15 protein-coding genes are annotated in these 14,759 nt (G+C 62.2%); all 15 read left to right on the top strand.

Annotated elements, in window-relative coordinates; genetic code table 11:
• The first annotated feature begins 11 nt into the window (after positions 1 to 11).
• The 15 genes from GCN78_RS13940 (at position 12) to GCN78_RS13870 (ending at position 14,664) form a co-directional block, all read left to right on the top strand.
• A complete protein-coding gene (locus tag GCN78_RS13940) occupies positions 12 to 614 on the top strand; it encodes a methyltransferase (protein ID WP_152252249.1) in 603 nt (200 codons plus the stop codon).
• A 91-nt stretch (positions 615 to 705) separates the two neighbouring features.
• Complete coding sequence (locus GCN78_RS13935) at positions 706 to 1,014, top strand: FmdB family zinc ribbon protein (RefSeq protein WP_152252248.1); 309 nt, start codon at positions 706 to 708, stop codon at positions 1,012 to 1,014.
• A 40-nt stretch (positions 1,015 to 1,054) separates the two neighbouring features.
• Positions 1,055 to 1,696, top strand: a complete 642-nt coding sequence (locus GCN78_RS13930) for a DUF502 domain-containing protein (protein WP_152252247.1) — start codon at positions 1,055 to 1,057, stop codon at positions 1,694 to 1,696.
• Between the two features lie 69 nt (positions 1,697 to 1,765).
• Entirely contained in the window at positions 1,766 to 3,562 is a 1,797-nt protein-coding gene (gene aspS / locus GCN78_RS13925; protein WP_070221635.1) for an aspartate--tRNA ligase, read from the top strand.
• An 87-nt stretch (positions 3,563 to 3,649) separates the two neighbouring features.
• Positions 3,650 to 4,114, top strand: coding sequence for a dihydroneopterin triphosphate diphosphatase (gene nudB, locus GCN78_RS13920; protein ID WP_152252246.1), 465 nt, complete (start codon positions 3,650 to 3,652; stop codon positions 4,112 to 4,114).
• A gap of 19 nt (positions 4,115 to 4,133) precedes the next feature.
• Positions 4,134 to 4,427 (top strand): hypothetical protein, encoded by a 294-nt coding sequence (locus GCN78_RS13915; protein WP_071079701.1) that lies wholly within the window; start codon positions 4,134 to 4,136, stop codon positions 4,425 to 4,427.
• Between the two features lie 85 nt (positions 4,428 to 4,512).
• Complete coding sequence (locus GCN78_RS13910; protein WP_152252245.1) at positions 4,513 to 5,334, top strand: endonuclease/exonuclease/phosphatase family protein; 822 nt, start codon at positions 4,513 to 4,515, stop codon at positions 5,332 to 5,334.
• 9 nt (positions 5,335 to 5,343) lie between these two features.
• Positions 5,344 to 6,507 (top strand): cardiolipin synthase ClsB, encoded by a 1,164-nt coding sequence (gene clsB / locus GCN78_RS13905; RefSeq protein WP_152252244.1) that lies wholly within the window; start codon positions 5,344 to 5,346, stop codon positions 6,505 to 6,507.
• Positions 6,504 to 6,893, top strand: coding sequence for an RNA-binding S4 domain-containing protein (locus GCN78_RS13900; protein ID WP_077398991.1), 390 nt, complete (start codon positions 6,504 to 6,506; stop codon positions 6,891 to 6,893). The genes clsB and GCN78_RS13900 overlap by 4 nt, the downstream gene beginning before the upstream one ends.
• 257 nt (positions 6,894 to 7,150) lie before the next feature.
• A complete protein-coding gene (locus GCN78_RS13895) occupies positions 7,151 to 7,753 on the top strand; it encodes a TetR/AcrR family transcriptional regulator (protein ID WP_034753385.1) in 603 nt (200 codons plus the stop codon).
• A 78-nt stretch (positions 7,754 to 7,831) separates the two neighbouring features.
• The gene (locus GCN78_RS13890; RefSeq protein WP_152252243.1) at positions 7,832 to 9,622 is read left to right on the top strand and encodes an acyl-CoA dehydrogenase C-terminal domain-containing protein; all 1,791 of its coding nucleotides are present in this window, start codon (positions 7,832 to 7,834) and stop codon (positions 9,620 to 9,622) included.
• Between the two features lie 14 nt (positions 9,623 to 9,636).
• On the top strand, positions 9,637 to 12,036 hold the full coding sequence (locus GCN78_RS13885; RefSeq protein ID WP_152252242.1) for a 3-hydroxyacyl-CoA dehydrogenase/enoyl-CoA hydratase family protein: 2,400 nt from the start codon (positions 9,637 to 9,639) through the stop codon (positions 12,034 to 12,036).
• 11 nt (positions 12,037 to 12,047) lie between these two features.
• Positions 12,048 to 12,545: a PaaI family thioesterase gene (locus tag GCN78_RS13880; protein ID WP_226939635.1), complete on the top strand. Its 498-nt coding sequence runs from the start codon at positions 12,048 to 12,050 to the stop codon at positions 12,543 to 12,545.
• Between the two features lie 68 nt (positions 12,546 to 12,613).
• Entirely contained in the window at positions 12,614 to 13,810 is a 1,197-nt protein-coding gene (locus GCN78_RS13875; RefSeq protein ID WP_076565392.1) for an acetyl-CoA C-acyltransferase, read from the top strand.
• Between the two features lie 74 nt (positions 13,811 to 13,884).
• A complete protein-coding gene (locus GCN78_RS13870; RefSeq protein ID WP_152252241.1) occupies positions 13,885 to 14,664 on the top strand; it encodes an enoyl-CoA hydratase in 780 nt (259 codons plus the stop codon).
• Positions 14,665 to 14,759 lie beyond the last annotated feature (95 nt).

The following is a 14,759-nucleotide window of genomic DNA, read 5'->3' as shown; positions in this document are numbered from 1 at the left end:
GGACGTAAGTGATGGCTGACTTCCATACCCGCGACCCGCTCTCGCCCGCCTTCTGGGACGAGCGTTTCGAGAAGCAATTCACGCCCTGGGACCACGGCGGCGTGCCATCGCGCCTGCGCCGCTTCGTTGCCGGCAGCCCCGTGCCGCTGCGCTGCCTGATTCCCGGCTGCGGCTCCGCGTATGAGCTGGTTTTCATGCTCGATCACGGCTGGGATGCCACGGCCATCGACTTTTCGCCGGCCGCCGTGGCCGCCGCGCGCGGGCAGCTGGGCGAACGGGCGGGGCAGGTGGTGGAAGCGGATTTCTTTGCCTGGGAACCCGTTGCGCCGCTGGACCTGATCTATGAACGAGCCTTCCTGTGCGCCATGCCGCGCGCCATGTGGCCGCAAGTGGCGGCCCGCTGGGCGCAGCTGCTGGGGCCGGGCGCCATGCTGGCCGGTTACTTTTTCTTTGACGACAATGCCAAGGGGCCGCCATTTGGCATGTCGCGCGAGACACTGCAGGAATTGCTGGCGCCGCATTTCGACTGCCTGGCCGACGACGCCGTGGACGATTCCATTGCCGTCTTCGCCGGCAAGGAGCGCTGGATGAGCTGGCGCCGCCGGGCGGACTGAGCCTGACTGGCCGAGCGGGCGGGCATTTTCCGCTGGGAATGGCGGAAAAGCTTTATAATTCAGGGTTTTTGATGATTTTCTCGGAGTAGAGATGCCGATTTACGCTTACCGTTGTGACGAGTGTGGTTTTGCCAAGGATGTCTTGCAAAAGATCTCCGATCCAGTACTGACGGTGTGCCTGTCGTGCGGCAAGCCCAGTTTCAAGAAACAATTGACGGCCGCCGGTTTCCAATTGAAGGGCACCGGCTGGTACGCGACCGATTTCCGCGGCGGCACGGCGCCCACCACGGCCATTCCGACGGGCCCGGCCGATGGCGCCAAGCCTGCCGCGGCCGCCGAGAGCGCGCCTGCCGCGGCGCCTGCGCCCGCGCCTGCCGCCGCTGCGCCGAAAGCGGACTGACACGCGCGCCGCGCCGACCCATTCCATTACCGAGAAACCGATGCGTAAATACTTTATTACCGGATTACTGATTTTGGTGCCCCTGGCCATTACGGCCTGGGTCTTGAATCTGGTGATCAGCACGATGGACCAGTCGCTGTTGCTGGTGCCCGGCAGTACGAAGCCCAGCGTCTGGTTCGGCCACCTGGTTCCCCCGCTGAGCAGCATTCCCGGCCTGGGCACGGTATTGACGGTACTGATCGTGTTCTTCACGGGCTTGCTGACGAACAACCTGGTCGGCAATTACGTGGTGAAACTGTGGGAAAAATTGCTGCAACGCATACCCATCGTCAATTCCCTGTATTCGAGCGTCAAGCAAGTCTCCGATACCCTGTTTTCCCCGTCGGGCAATGCCTTCCGCAAGGCCGTGCTGGTGCCGTATCCGCACCAGAACTCCTGGACCATCGCTTTCCTGACCGGCGTGCCGGGCGGCGATGCGGCGAACCACCTGGTGGGCGACTATGTCAGCGTGTACGTGCCGACGACGCCGAATCCCACATCGGGCTTTTTCCTGATGATGAAACGCAGCGATGTCGTCGAACTCGACATGAGCGTCGATGCGGCGCTCAAATATATCGTCTCGATGGGCGTGGTGGCGCCTGCGGAAGTTGTTGCTGTACCGGCCCCGGCAGCCAAAGAATAAAGGCAGGCGTCCCATGCGGGACGTGGCCGGATTGAACACTCACTAACCTGAACTGAGAATTTTATGTCTATGCGTACTGAATACTGCGGCCTCGTTACCGAAGCCATGCTGGGACAAACCGTCAGCCTGTGCGGCTGGGTACATCGCCGCCGCGACCACGGCAGCCTGATTTTCATCGACTTGCGCGACCGTGAAGGCCTGGTGCAAATCGTTTGCAACCCGGAACAAGCGGAGATGTTCAAGGTCGCCGAAGCCGTGCGCAACGAATTCTGCCTGCGCGTGACGGGCGTCGTGACCAACCGTATCGAAGGCACGATCAACAACAACCTGAAATCGGGCAAGATCGAAGTGGTCTGCTCGGAGCTGGAAGTGCTGAACCCTTCCGTGCCCGTACCGTTCCAGCTGGACGACGACAACCTGTCGGAAACGACGCGTCTGACGCACCGCGTGCTGGACCTGCGCCGCCCGCAAATGCAGAACAACCTGCGCCTGCGCTACAAGGTGACGATGGAAGTGCGCAAGTACCTCGACGCGCTGGGCTTCATCGACATCGAAACGCCGATGCTGACCAAGTCGACGCCGGAAGGCGCGCGCGATTACCTGGTGCCGTCGCGCGTGAACGCGGGCAGCTTCTTCGCCTTGCCGCAATCGCCACAGTTGTTCAAGCAACTGTTGATGGTCGCTAACTTCGACCGTTACTACCAGATCACCAAGTGCTTCCGCGACGAAGACTTGCGCGCTGACCGCCAGCCTGAATTCACGCAGATCGACTGCGAAACCTCGTTCCTGACGGAACAGGAAATCCGCGATCTGTTCGAAGACATGATCCGCGTCGTCTTCAAGAACACCTTGAACATCGACCTGCCGAACCCGTTCCCGGTGATGGATTTCGCCGAAGCGATGGGCCTGTACGGTTCCGACAAGCCGGACATGCGCGTCAAGCTGGCCTTTACGGACTTGACCGAAGTCATGAAGTCGGTCGAATTCAAGGTCTTCAACGGCGCCGCCAACATGAAAGGCGGCCGCGTGGTGGCCCTGCGCGTACCGCAAGGCGGCAGCATGCCCCGTTCGGAAATCGACGCCTACACCCAGTTCGTCGCCATCTACGGCGCCAAGGGCCTGGCCTACATCAAGGTCAACGAGAAAGCCAAGGGTCCTGAAGGCTTGCAGTCGCCGATCGTCAAGTTCCTGCCTGCCGACGTGCTGGCCACGATCCTCGAGCAGACGGGCGCGCAAGACGGCGACCTGATCTTCTTCGGCGCGGACAAGGCCAAGGTCGTCAACGACGCCATCGGCGCGCTGCGCGTGAAAATCGGTCACAGCGAGTTCGGCAAGAAAGCCGGCCTGTTCGAGGACGTGTGGAAGCCATTGTGGGTGGTCGATTTCCCGATGTTCGAGCATGACGAAGAAGCGGACCGCTGGACGGCGACCCACCATCCATTCACGGCGCCGAAAGACGGCCATGAAGACATGCTGGAAAGCGATCCGGGCGCCTGCATCGCCAAGGCCTACGACATGGTCTTGAACGGTTGGGAACTGGGCGGCGGTTCCATCCGTATCCACCGCGAAGAAGTGCAAAGCAAGGTCTTCCGTGCACTGAAGATCGACGCCGAAGAAGCGCAGCTGAAGTTCGGCTTCCTGCTCGACGCCCTGCAATACGGCGCGCCACCGCATGGCGGCCTGGCATTCGGCCTGGACCGTATCGTGACCATGATGACGGGTTCCGAATCGATCCGCGACGTGATCGCCTTCCCGAAAACCCAGCGCGCGCAAGACTTGCTGACCCATGCGCCGTCGGAAGTGGACGAGAAGCAATTGCGCGAACTGCATATCCGTTTGCGCAGCGCCGAGCCAAAAGTAGTGTAATGAAGCATGCGGCCGCTCAGGCGGCCGCTACCGTTTTACTTGCTGAGGCAAAAAAAGGCGCTGCGAGGCGCCTTTTTCATTCGTGATATGAGCCATAAAATTCCCGTTTCCGTGCTGGTCGTCATCCATACGGCCGACCTTGACGTTTTGCTGATCGAGCGCGCGGGCCAGCCCGGTTTCTGGCAATCGGTGACCGGTTCCGTCGACGCCGTCGACGAGCCGCTGCTGCAGACGGCCGCGCGCGAATTGGCTGAAGAAACCGGCATCGTCGTCGATGGACAGCACATCGCGCTGCGCGACTGGAACTTGTCGAATGTGTATGAGATCTATCCGATCTGGCGCCACCGCTATGCACCGGGCGTGACGCGCAACACGGAACACGTGTTCAGCGTGCAAGTGCCGCGCGACGTCGCCATCACCCTGAGTCCCCGCGAACACTTGCAGTACGCGTGGCTGCCCTACCTGGCGGCGGCCGACCGCTGTTTCTCGTCGTCCAACGCGGAGGCGATCTTGCAACTGCCGGCCATGACGGGCCTGGCGCGCCATAGTTGATCTCATTCGAAAGCCATCCATGTTGAACTGGTTTAATCTCTCCCTGCAACAAAAACTGGCCGGCACATTCTGCTTGGCGCTGTGTCTGGTCGTGATTGCGGCGGCCAGCCTGTACACGCCGCCCGAACGCACGCCGCCGGTCGGCTTGCCGCTGATGGCGATCGGCTGGCTGCTGCATCCGGGCGCCTTTGCCACGGGCAAGCGCACGGTGGCCTGGCGCGGCGCACCGTTGCTGGTCAAGGTGGTGTGGGCCGCCGGCATCGCGGCGGCCGGCGTCAGTGTTGCCAGCGGCCTGGCGCGCATGTTTGCCTGATTGCGTTCTTGATTGTGTCAGTTTAGGTGCGCACGCGCACCTACGCTGGCGCCGCGCGGGGCCCGTCTGGGAGTAGAATCAAGGCATGAAAATCCGCGTAGCAACTTATAATATCCACAAGGGTGTCTCCTCCGTGCGGGGCTTGCCCAGAGTTCATGCATTGAAGCAGGCGATCGCTCTCTTCCATGCCGATGTCGTCTTTTTGCAGGAAGTGCAGGGCAAGCACGACCGCAATGCGGCCCGCTATGGCGCCGAAAAACATGGCCACAAGCACTGGCCGGAAGCGTCGCAGCATGAATTCTTTGCCGGCGCCGAGCACCATTCCGCGTATGGCATGAATGCCGTGTATGACCATGGCCATCATGGCAACGCCTTGCTCAGCAAATTTCCCATCGCCTCGCAAACCAACCACGACGTATCCGACCATGCCTACGAGCAGCGCGGCATCCTGCATTGCGTGCTCAAGACGCCGCAGGCCGACGTGCACTGCTACGTGGTGCACCTGGGCCTGTTCGAATCGGGACGCGGGCGCCAGACGCAGGCGCTGATCGACGCCGTTCTGGAATCGGCGCCGAACGGCGAACCCGTCATCATCGCCGGCGACTTCAACGACTGGCGCAACACGCTCAGCGACAAGCTGCGCAATGCGCTCGGCGTGGTGGAAGTGTTCGACCAGCGCGCGTCGAACTCGGCCTTGGGCGACCTGGTGCGCACCCTGGCGCGGCGCCAGACGAAGCCGCCCGTGCCCGTGCCGGCGCGCACCTTTCCCGCGGCCTTGCCTTGGTTCCGCCTGGACCGCATCTACGTGCGCGGTTTTCACGTGGAAGGCGCGCAAGTGATGCATGGCACCCTGTGGGCAAAATTGTCGGACCACGCGCCGATCGTTGCCGCCTTGAAACTCGCGTAGACTGCCGGCATGCGCACAGTCAATTTTATCGCCCACAACGACATCGAGCTGCTGTATTGCGGCACCGAGTACTTTCCTGCCTTGATCGCGGCCATCGACGGCGCGCGTTCGGAAGTCTATTTCGAAACGTATATCTTCGCCGATGACGCCACGGGCATGCTGGTGCTCGACGCCTTGAAGCGCGCGGCCGCGCGCGGCGTGCTGGTGTGCATGATCACGGACTGGTTCGGCACGGGCAACCGCAGGGTCAAGGCCATGCATGCGCAGCTGGAAGCGGCCGGCGTGCACCACCGCATCTTCAATCCCTGGTTCCGGCGCGGCATCACGCGCACGCACCGCAAGATTTGCGTGGCCGATGGCGAAATCGCCCTGGTGGGCGGCATCAATATCAACGACGACATGTTTTGCGACTATGACCACAGCATCAGCCTGGAAGCGCCGCGCTGGGATTTCGCCGTGCAGGTGAAGGGCCCGCTGGTCGACGCCATCCACGAGGAAGTGCAGGCGCAGTGGGCACGGTTGGGCAAGATGAACCTGGTGCGGCGCATCAAGCTGTATCGCAAGATGCGCGTGGTCAGCAAGGAGCTGGCGAAAAACCCCGTCGTGGCCGGCTTTGTCGTGCGCGACAACCTGCGCAACCGCCGCACCATCCAGCGCGCCTACCTGCAGGCGCTGGGCCAGGCGAGGAAAAGCGTGATGCTGGCCAACCCGTATTTCGCGCCCGGGCACAAGCTGCGCCACGCCCTGGCCCAGGCGGCCCAGCGGGGCGTCGACGTGGTCTTGCTGATCGGCGTGGGCGAGTTCCGCCTGCAAGATGCCGTGGCCCACTCGTTCTACCCGAAATTGCTGGCCGCAGGCGTGAAAATCGTCGAATACCGCAAGACGCAGCTGCACGCCAAGGTGGCCGTCGTCGATGATGACTGGGCGACGGTGGGGTCGAGCAATATTGACGCGCTGAGCCTGTTCCTGAACCAGGAAGCGAACGTGGTGATCAAGGACGTGGCGTTTGCGCAAAGCCTGCGCCAGCATATCGAACAGGGCGTGGCCGACGGCATCGTCATTCATCAGGATGATTTCAAGCACATCGGCCGTTTCCGGCGCATCGGCTATGAAGCCGCGTTCCTCGTGTACCGGCTGGTGATGCGCATTTTTTCAGTAGGCAAGTACGCATGAACGAGATGACAACGGTCAGGCTGGACAAATGGCTGTGGGCGGCGCGCTTCTTCAAGACGCGCTCGCTGGCCAGCGAAGCCGTCGACACGGGTAAAGTAAAAGTGGGCGGCGAGCGCGTGAAACCGGCGCGCAGCCTGCGCGTGGGCGACGAGCTGGCCATCGACAATGGCGCGGAAACGTGGGAGGTGGCCGTGCTGGGCCTGTCCGACAAGCGCGGCGCGGCGCCTGTGGCGCGCCTGCTGTATGGCGAAACGCCGGCCAGCATCGCCCGCCGCGAGCAGCTGGCCGAGGAGCGCAAGCTGTTCCGCGAGCCGGGCACCACCATCAAGGGGCGGCCGACCAAGCGCGACCGCCGTCAATTGAGCAAGGCAGGCGACCTTTCCTGAGGCGCGCCTGCTGTGGCAGGGCAAGGGTGCGCGACGCTTTTTCCCTGCTGAAATCGCCATAAACACGCAGCCAAAGAATGCTGCGCTGCACCAATAGAACACCGGCTCTAAAGTTCCCGTTTGACTTTTACGTGGTAGTGGATAATAGTACGAGCGTTCGGATTTTTTCGGAGCGTGCTTTTTTTACCCTCGCTTCAGTCCGCCAAATCGGCAACATCACTTTTAGAACGGACATCTTGAATACTTCAGTCAAATTCATGCGCAAGGGCGAACTGACCCGTGCAGCCATCCTCGACGTGGCGCTGGACTTGTCCAGCCGCGACGGCCTGGAAGGCCTGACCATTGGGTTGCTTGCGGACAAAATGAACATGAGCAAGTCGGGCGTGTTTGCCCACTTTGGCTCGCGCGAAGACTTGCAGATGGAAGTGCTGAAGCTTTACCACTATCGTTTCGAGCAAGAAGTCTTTTTCCCCAGCATGAAAGAACCACGCGGTATCCAGCGCCTGCAATCGATGTTTGCGCGCTGGGTCAAGCGGGTCAGCGTGGAAATCGCTTCCGGCTGCATCTACATCAGCGGCGCCGTCGAGTATGACGACCGTCCCGGTCCCATCCGTGAAGCCCTGGTGGCCATGGTGCGGGCCTGGCAGGGCGCGCTGCTGCGCTGTGTCGAGCAATCGATCGCCACGGGCGACCTGAAAGCGGACACGGACGCCCAGCAGCTGGTGTACGAGATGTATGGCTTGATCCTGGCCCTGCATCACGACGCGCGCTTCCTGCGCGTGCCGGGCAGCATCGAACGGGCGCAAGCGGGCTTTATCCGCCTGCTGGCGTCGTACCAGAATTCCGTCACCAGCAAATAAGCCGTCAGGCAGTATCCGCAACAACGCATACGCACTTACAAGTACAACACTTTAGCTAATCGCCTTCAGGAGAAAATTATGGGTCAATACGTCGCGCCAATCCGGGATATGCAATTCGTCCTGCATGAGTTCCTGCAAGTGGAAGAAGAACTGAAGCAAATGCCGTCGTACGCCGACGTCGACGCCGACATCATCAACCAGGTGCTGGAAGAGGGCGGCAAATTCACCTCCGAAGTATTGTTCCCGCTGAACCACTCCGGCGACCGCGAAGGCTGCCACCACGATCCCGTCACGAAAAGCGTGACCACGCCGAAAGGCTTCAAGGAAGCCTACAAGCAGTACGTCGAAGGCGGCTGGGCGGCCCTGGCGTGCGATCCGGAATACGGCGGCCAGGGCTTGCCGGTCGTGCTGAACAATTCGTTCTATGAAATGCTGAACTCGTCGAACCAGGCCTGGTCCATGTACCCTGGCCTGTCGCACGGCGCCTACGAGTGCCTGAAGGAACACGGCACCGACCACCAGAAGGAAGTCTACCTGCCGAAACTGGTGTCGGGCGAGTGGACGGGCACCATGTGCCTGACCGAACCGCACTGCGGCACCGATCTGGGCCTGCTGCGCTCGAAAGCGCTGCCTGAGGCGGACGGTTCCTGGACCATCACCGGCAACAAGATCTTCATCTCGGCCGGCGAGCACGACATGGCGGAAAACATCCTGCACCTGGTGCTGGCCCGCGTGCCGGACGCGCCGGAAGGCTCGAAAGGGATCTCGCTGTTCCTGGTGCCGAAATTCCTGCCGAACGCCGATGGCACGGTCGGTGAGCGCAACCCGATCACCTGCGGCGCCATCGAAGAAAAAATGGGCATCCACGGCAATTCGACCTGCCAGATGAACCTGGACGGCGCGAAAGGCTGGATCATCGGCCAGCCGAACAAGGGCCTCAACGCCATGTTCGTCTTCATGAACGCGGCCCGCCTGGGCGTGGGCATGCAGTCGCTGGGCCTGACGGAAATCGCTTACCAGAACGCGCTGATCTACGCCAAGGACCGCACGCAAATGCGTTCGCTGTCCGGCATCAAGAACCCGGAACTGCCGGCCGACCGCATCATCGTGCACCCTGACGTGCGCCGCATGCTGTTGACGGGCAAAGCCTACGCCGAAGGCGCGCGCGCCTTCACCTCGTACGTGGCGCTGCAGATCGACCGCGAACTGCACCACCCGGACGCCGACGTGCGCAAGGAAGCGGCCGACGAAGTGGCGCTGCTGACGCCCGTCATCAAGGCCTTCATCACCGACAACGCGTGGATCGCCACCTCGGACGCGATGCAAGTGTTCGGCGGCCACGGCTACATCGCGGAATGGGGCATGGAGCAGTATGTACGCGACGCGCGCATCAACATGATCTACGAAGGCACGAACACGATCCAGTCGCTGGACCTGTTGGGCCGCAAGATCCTGGGCGACAACGGCGCCAAGCTGCGCAAGTTCGGCGAAAAGATCAAGGCTTTCGTCGAAGACAACGGCACCGATGAAGCGATGAGTGAGTTCGTTACGCCACTGGGCGACCTGGGCGACAAAGTCACCAAGTTGACCATGGAAATCGGCATGAAGGCATTCCAGAATCCGGACGAAGTGGGCGCGGCATGCGTGCCTTACCTGCGCGTCGTCGGCCACATGATCTACAGCTACCTGTTCGCGCAGATGGCCAAGATCGCCCTCGAAAAAGAATCCAGCGGCGACACCTTCTACACCGCCAAACTGGCTACCGCACGTTTCTACTTCGCCCGCTTGCAACCTGAGACGGCAACCCTGATCCGTCAGGCGCGTTCCGGTTCGGCCAACCTGATGGCACTCGACGCAGACCTGTTCTAAGACTTGAGGAAAATATGACCAATTTCATCGTTAAAAAAGTAGCCGTCCTCGGCGCCGGCGTGATGGGCGCGCAGATCGCCGCCCACTGCATCAACGCGAAAGTGCCGGTCGTGCTGTTCGACCTGCCGGCAAAGGAAGGCCCAAAGAATGGCATCGTGCTGCGCGCCATCGAGAACCTGAAAAAGCTGTCGCCTGCTCCGCTGGGCAACAAGGATGACGCTGCGCTGATCCAGGTGGCCAACTACGAAGACAACCTGGACCTGCTGGCCGGTTGCGACCTGATCATCGAAGCCATCGCCGAGCGCATGGACTGGAAACACGACCTGTATCAAAAGGTCGCACCGCACATCGGCCCGAACGCGATCTTCGCCTCGAACACCTCGGGCCTGTCGATCACCAAGCTGGCCGAAGGCTTCGACGCCGACCTGAAATCGCGCTACTGCGGCGTGCACTTCTTCAACCCGCCGCGTTATATGCACCTGGTCGAGATCATCCCGACCGAGTTCACCAAGCCCGAGATTTCCGACCAGCTGGAAGGCTTCCTGACCACCACCCTGGGCAAGGGCGTGGTCCGCGCCAAGGATACGCCGAACTTCATCGCCAACCGCGTTGGCGTGTTCGGCATCCTGGCCATCGTGCATGAAGCCGAGAAATTCGGCCTGTCCGTGGACGTCGTCGATGACCTGACCGGCTCCAAGCTGGGCCGCGCCAAGTCGGGCACCTTCCGCACGGCGGACGTGGTTGGCCTGGACACCATGGGCCATGTGATCAAGACCATGCAGGACTACCTGCCGAACGACCCGTTCGCCGCCGTCTACAAGACGCCGGCCGTGCTGGCGCAGCTGGTGGAAAAAGGCGCGTTGGGCCAGAAGAGCGGCGCGGGCTTCTACAAGAAAGTCGGCAAGGATATCCTGCGCCTGGACTTCGCCACCGGTGAATACGTGGCCGGCGGCGCCAAGGCTGCCGACATCATCGCCCGCATCCTGAAAGAAAAGGATCCGGTCAAGAAGATGAAGGCGCTGCGCGAATCGACCAATCCGCAAGGCCAGTTCCTGTGGGCGATCTTCCGCGACGCTTTCCACTACATCGCCATCCACCTCGACACCGTGGCCGACAATGCGCGCGACATCGACTTCGCCATGCGCTGGGGCTTCGGCTGGAACGTCGGTCCGTTTGAAACGTGGCAGGCATCGAACTGGCTGCAAGTGGCCAACTGGGTCAAGGAAGACATCGACGCCGGCCACGCGCTGTGCAACGCACCGTTGCCTGCCTGGGTATTCGAAGGTCCGGTCGCTGAAAAAGGCGGCGTGCACACGCCGGAAGGCTCCTACTCCGCCGTGTCGAACAGCTTCGTGCCCCGTTCGAGCCTGGCCGTGTACGACCGCCAGCCATTCCGCGCGCCCGTCCTGGGCAGCGGCGCCATCGACGGCAAGACCGCCGGCACCACCGTCTTCGAAGACGAATCCGTGCGCGTCTGGCATACGGGCGACGACGTCCTGATCATCTCGTTCAAGACCAAGATGCACGTGATTGGCGAAGGCGTGATTAACGGACTCAAGCTCGCGTTGGCCGAAGCCGAGAAGAACTTCAAGGGCCTGGTGATCTGGCACGCCGACGCAGCCGAAGGCGGTGCCTTCTCGGCCGGCGCCGACCTGCAATCGGCCCTGCCGGCGTTCATGCAAGGCGGCGTGAAAGCCGTCGATCCGATCATCGCCGAACTGCAGAACACCTTCATGTCGCTGAAATACGCGAACGTGCCGGTGATCGCCGCGGTCGCTGGCCTGGCGCTGGGCGGCGGTTGCGAGCTGGCCCTGCACGCATCGAAGCGCGTGGCCTCGATCGAGTCCTACATCGGCCTGGTGGAAGTGGGCGTGGGCCTGATTCCAGCCGGCGGCGGCTTGAAGGAAGCGGCGCAGCGCGCCTACAAGGAAGCCAAGGGTAACGACATCCTGCAATTCCTGAAAACGGGCTTCACCAATGCAGCCACCGCCAACGTGTCGAAATCGGCGCTGGAAGCGAAGAAAATGGGCTACCTGAAGGAAGACGACGTGATCGTGTTCAACGCCTACGAGCTGCTGCACGTGGCCAAGGTCGAAGCGCGCGCCATGTTCGACGCGGGCTTCCGTCCAGCGCTCCCTTCGCTGATCCAGGTGACGGGCCGTTACGGCTGGGGCACGATCAAGGCGCAGCTGGTCAACATGCGCGACGGCGGCTTCATTTCGGCGCACGATTTCAAGCTGGGCGAGATGATCGCCGAGATCGTATCGGGCGGCGACGTGGACCAGGGCAGTTTCGTCAGCGAACAGTGGCTGCTGGATATGGAACGCAAGGCATTCCTGGAGCTGTTGAACCATCCGAAAACCCAGGAACGGATCATGGGCATGATGCAGACCGGTAAGCCGGTACGCAACTAAGCACAACGTCGATGACGATCCTGTCCCTCGTATTTAAAGTATTGCTGCGCGTGAGGCCAAGCATGGTGTATGACCGTATCAAACAACAGATGATGGACACCTTGCCCTTCGTGCGGCTGCTGGGGATCAGCATCGACGACATCGGCGCCGGCACCTCGAAGGTGTCGATGCCGGAAGATCCCAAACTGCATAATCACCTGGGCACGCAGCATGCGGGCGCCTTGTTTACCCTGGCCGAAACGGCTTCCGGCGCGGCCATGGCTGGCGGTTTCGCCGAGCTGATACTGGGCTTGCGCCCGGTGGCCAAATCGTCGCGCATCGAGTACCAGAAGGTGGCCCGGGGCGCGACGCGCGCCGAAGGCCGGGTACCGGGCGACCTGGCGGCCTTGAAGGCGCAGCTGGCACAGGATGGCAAGGTGGCGTTTCCCGTGGAGGTCGATATCTTCGACTCCGAAGGCACGCTGGCGGCACAGGTGACGGTGGACTGGTATCTGTCGCAGAAGCGCTAAGCGGCAACCTGACTACCCCGGACATTCGACAGAACACGAACCTCGTTCAACATCTTTGAAAGCATAAAATGAGCAAACAACTTCAAGACGCGTACATCGTCTCTGCAACCCGCACTCCGATCGGCAAGGCGCCGCGCGGCATGTTCAAGAACACCCGCCCGGACGACCTGCTGGTGCGCGTGCTGCAATCGGCCCTGGCGCAAGCGCCTGGCCTCGACCCGGCGCTGATCACCGACGCCATCATCGGCTGCTCGTTCCCGGAAGCGGAGCAGGGCTTCAACATCGCGCGTAACTCGGTGCTGCTGGCCGGCCTGCCGAAAACCGTGGGCGGCGTCACCGTCAACCGTTACTGCGCTTCGGGCATCACGGCCATCGCCATGGCGGCCGACCGCATCCGCGTGGGCGAAGCCGACGTGATGATCGCCGGCGGCATCGAATCGATGTCGATGGTGCCGATGATGGGTCACCACCCATCGATGAACCTGGACATGTTCAGCGATGAAAACATCGGCATGGCCTATGGCATGGGTTTGACGGCCGAGAAAGTGGCGCAGCAATGGAAAGTGTCGCGCGAACAGCAGGATGCGTTCTCCGTCGAATCGCACCGCCGCGCCATCGCCGCGCAGCAAGCCGGTTTCTTCAAGGCGGAAACGACGCCCGTCGAAATCATCACGCGCACGCCGAACCTGGCCACCGGCCAGGTGGACGTGAGCCGCCGCACGGTCGACACCGACGAAGGCGCGCGCGCCGATTCGTCGATGGAGTCGCTGGCCAAGCTGAAGCCCGTCTTCGCCGCCAAGGGCACCGTCACGGCCGCCAACAGCTCGCAGATGTCCGACGGCGCCGGCGCGCTCTTGATCGTCAGCGAGAAGATCTTGCGCGAACACAACCTGACTCCGCTGGCGAAATTCTCGTCGTTCGCCGTGCGCGGCGTGCCGCCGGAAATCATGGGCATCGGTCCTAAATTCGCGATTCCCGCTGCGTGCGCCGCCGCCGGCATCACGCAGGACCAGCTGGACTGGATCGAGCTGAACGAAGCGTTTGCCGCGCAAGCCCTGGCCGTGATCGGCGACCTGGGCCTGGATCCATCGAAGGTCAACCCGATGGGCGGCGCGATCGCCCTGGGCCACCCGCTGGGCGCCACCGGCGCCATTCGCGCGGCCACCGTGATCCACGCGCTGCAGCGCACCAAGCAGAAGTACGGCATGGTCACGATGTGCGTGGGCGCCGGCATGGGCGCCGCCGGAATTTTTGAACGCGTCTAAGTTCGACGGGCTAAAGCAATAAAACAGGGCGCTGCGGGATTACCCCGGCGCCCTTTATCTTTTTTGGAGACGACATGGATATTGTGTGCAGCAAGAGCGAGGGCATTCTGACCCTGGAATTCAACCGCCTGGAACGCAAGAATGCGATCACGGGCGCCATGTACCAGACCCTGGCCGATGCGCTGGTGGCGGCCGAGACGGACGACGAAGTACGCGCCATCCTGATCTGCGGCAAGCGCGAGATTTTCACGGCCGGCAACGACCTCGATGATTTCATGAAGACGGCGCGTCCGAAGGATGGCTCGCTCGACCACGACCGCCCCGTGTTCCAGTTCATGCGCGCCCTGTACGGCAGCAGCAAGCCCGTGGTGGCGGCCGTCTCCGGCCCGGCCATCGGCATCGGCACGACCCTGCTGATGCACTGCGACCTGGTCTACGCGGCCGACAACGCCAGCTTCTCGATGCCGTTCACGCAGCTGGGCCTGTGCCCGGAGTTCGGTTCCAGCCTGCTGCTCACGCAACTGGCCGGCTACCCGCGCGCGGCGGAAAAGCTGATGCTGGGCGAAGCCTTCCCTGCCAGCGAAGCGCTGGAAATGGGCCTCGTGTCGAAAGTCGTGCCCCTGTACGAATTGATGACCTTCGCGCAAGGCCAGGCCGCCAAGCTGGTGGCCCTGCCTGCCGCCTCGATTCGCGCCACCAAGCGCCTGATGAAGCAAAGCCGCATGGAGCCGATGAAGGCCGCCATCGCCGACGAAAACAAACTGTTCAGCGCCATGCTGGGCGGCGCCGAGGCGAAGGAAGCGTTTACGGCCTTCTTTGAAAAGAGGAAGCCGGATTTCAAGAAGTTTGCCTAAGCTGACCGCCGGGGTCAGACCCCCGCGCCCGTGAATGCAAGCCGCTGAGTTAGCGGCCTTGAGGGTCTGACCCCAGAATTTTTCTCTGGGCTCGC

Source organism: Janthinobacterium rivuli (genome assembly GCF_009208735.1).
Lineage (GTDB): Bacteria > Pseudomonadota > Gammaproteobacteria > Burkholderiales > Burkholderiaceae_D > Janthinobacterium.
Note: the sequence above shows the minus strand (reverse complement) of the source record. Positions and strands in the feature narration are given on the sequence as shown.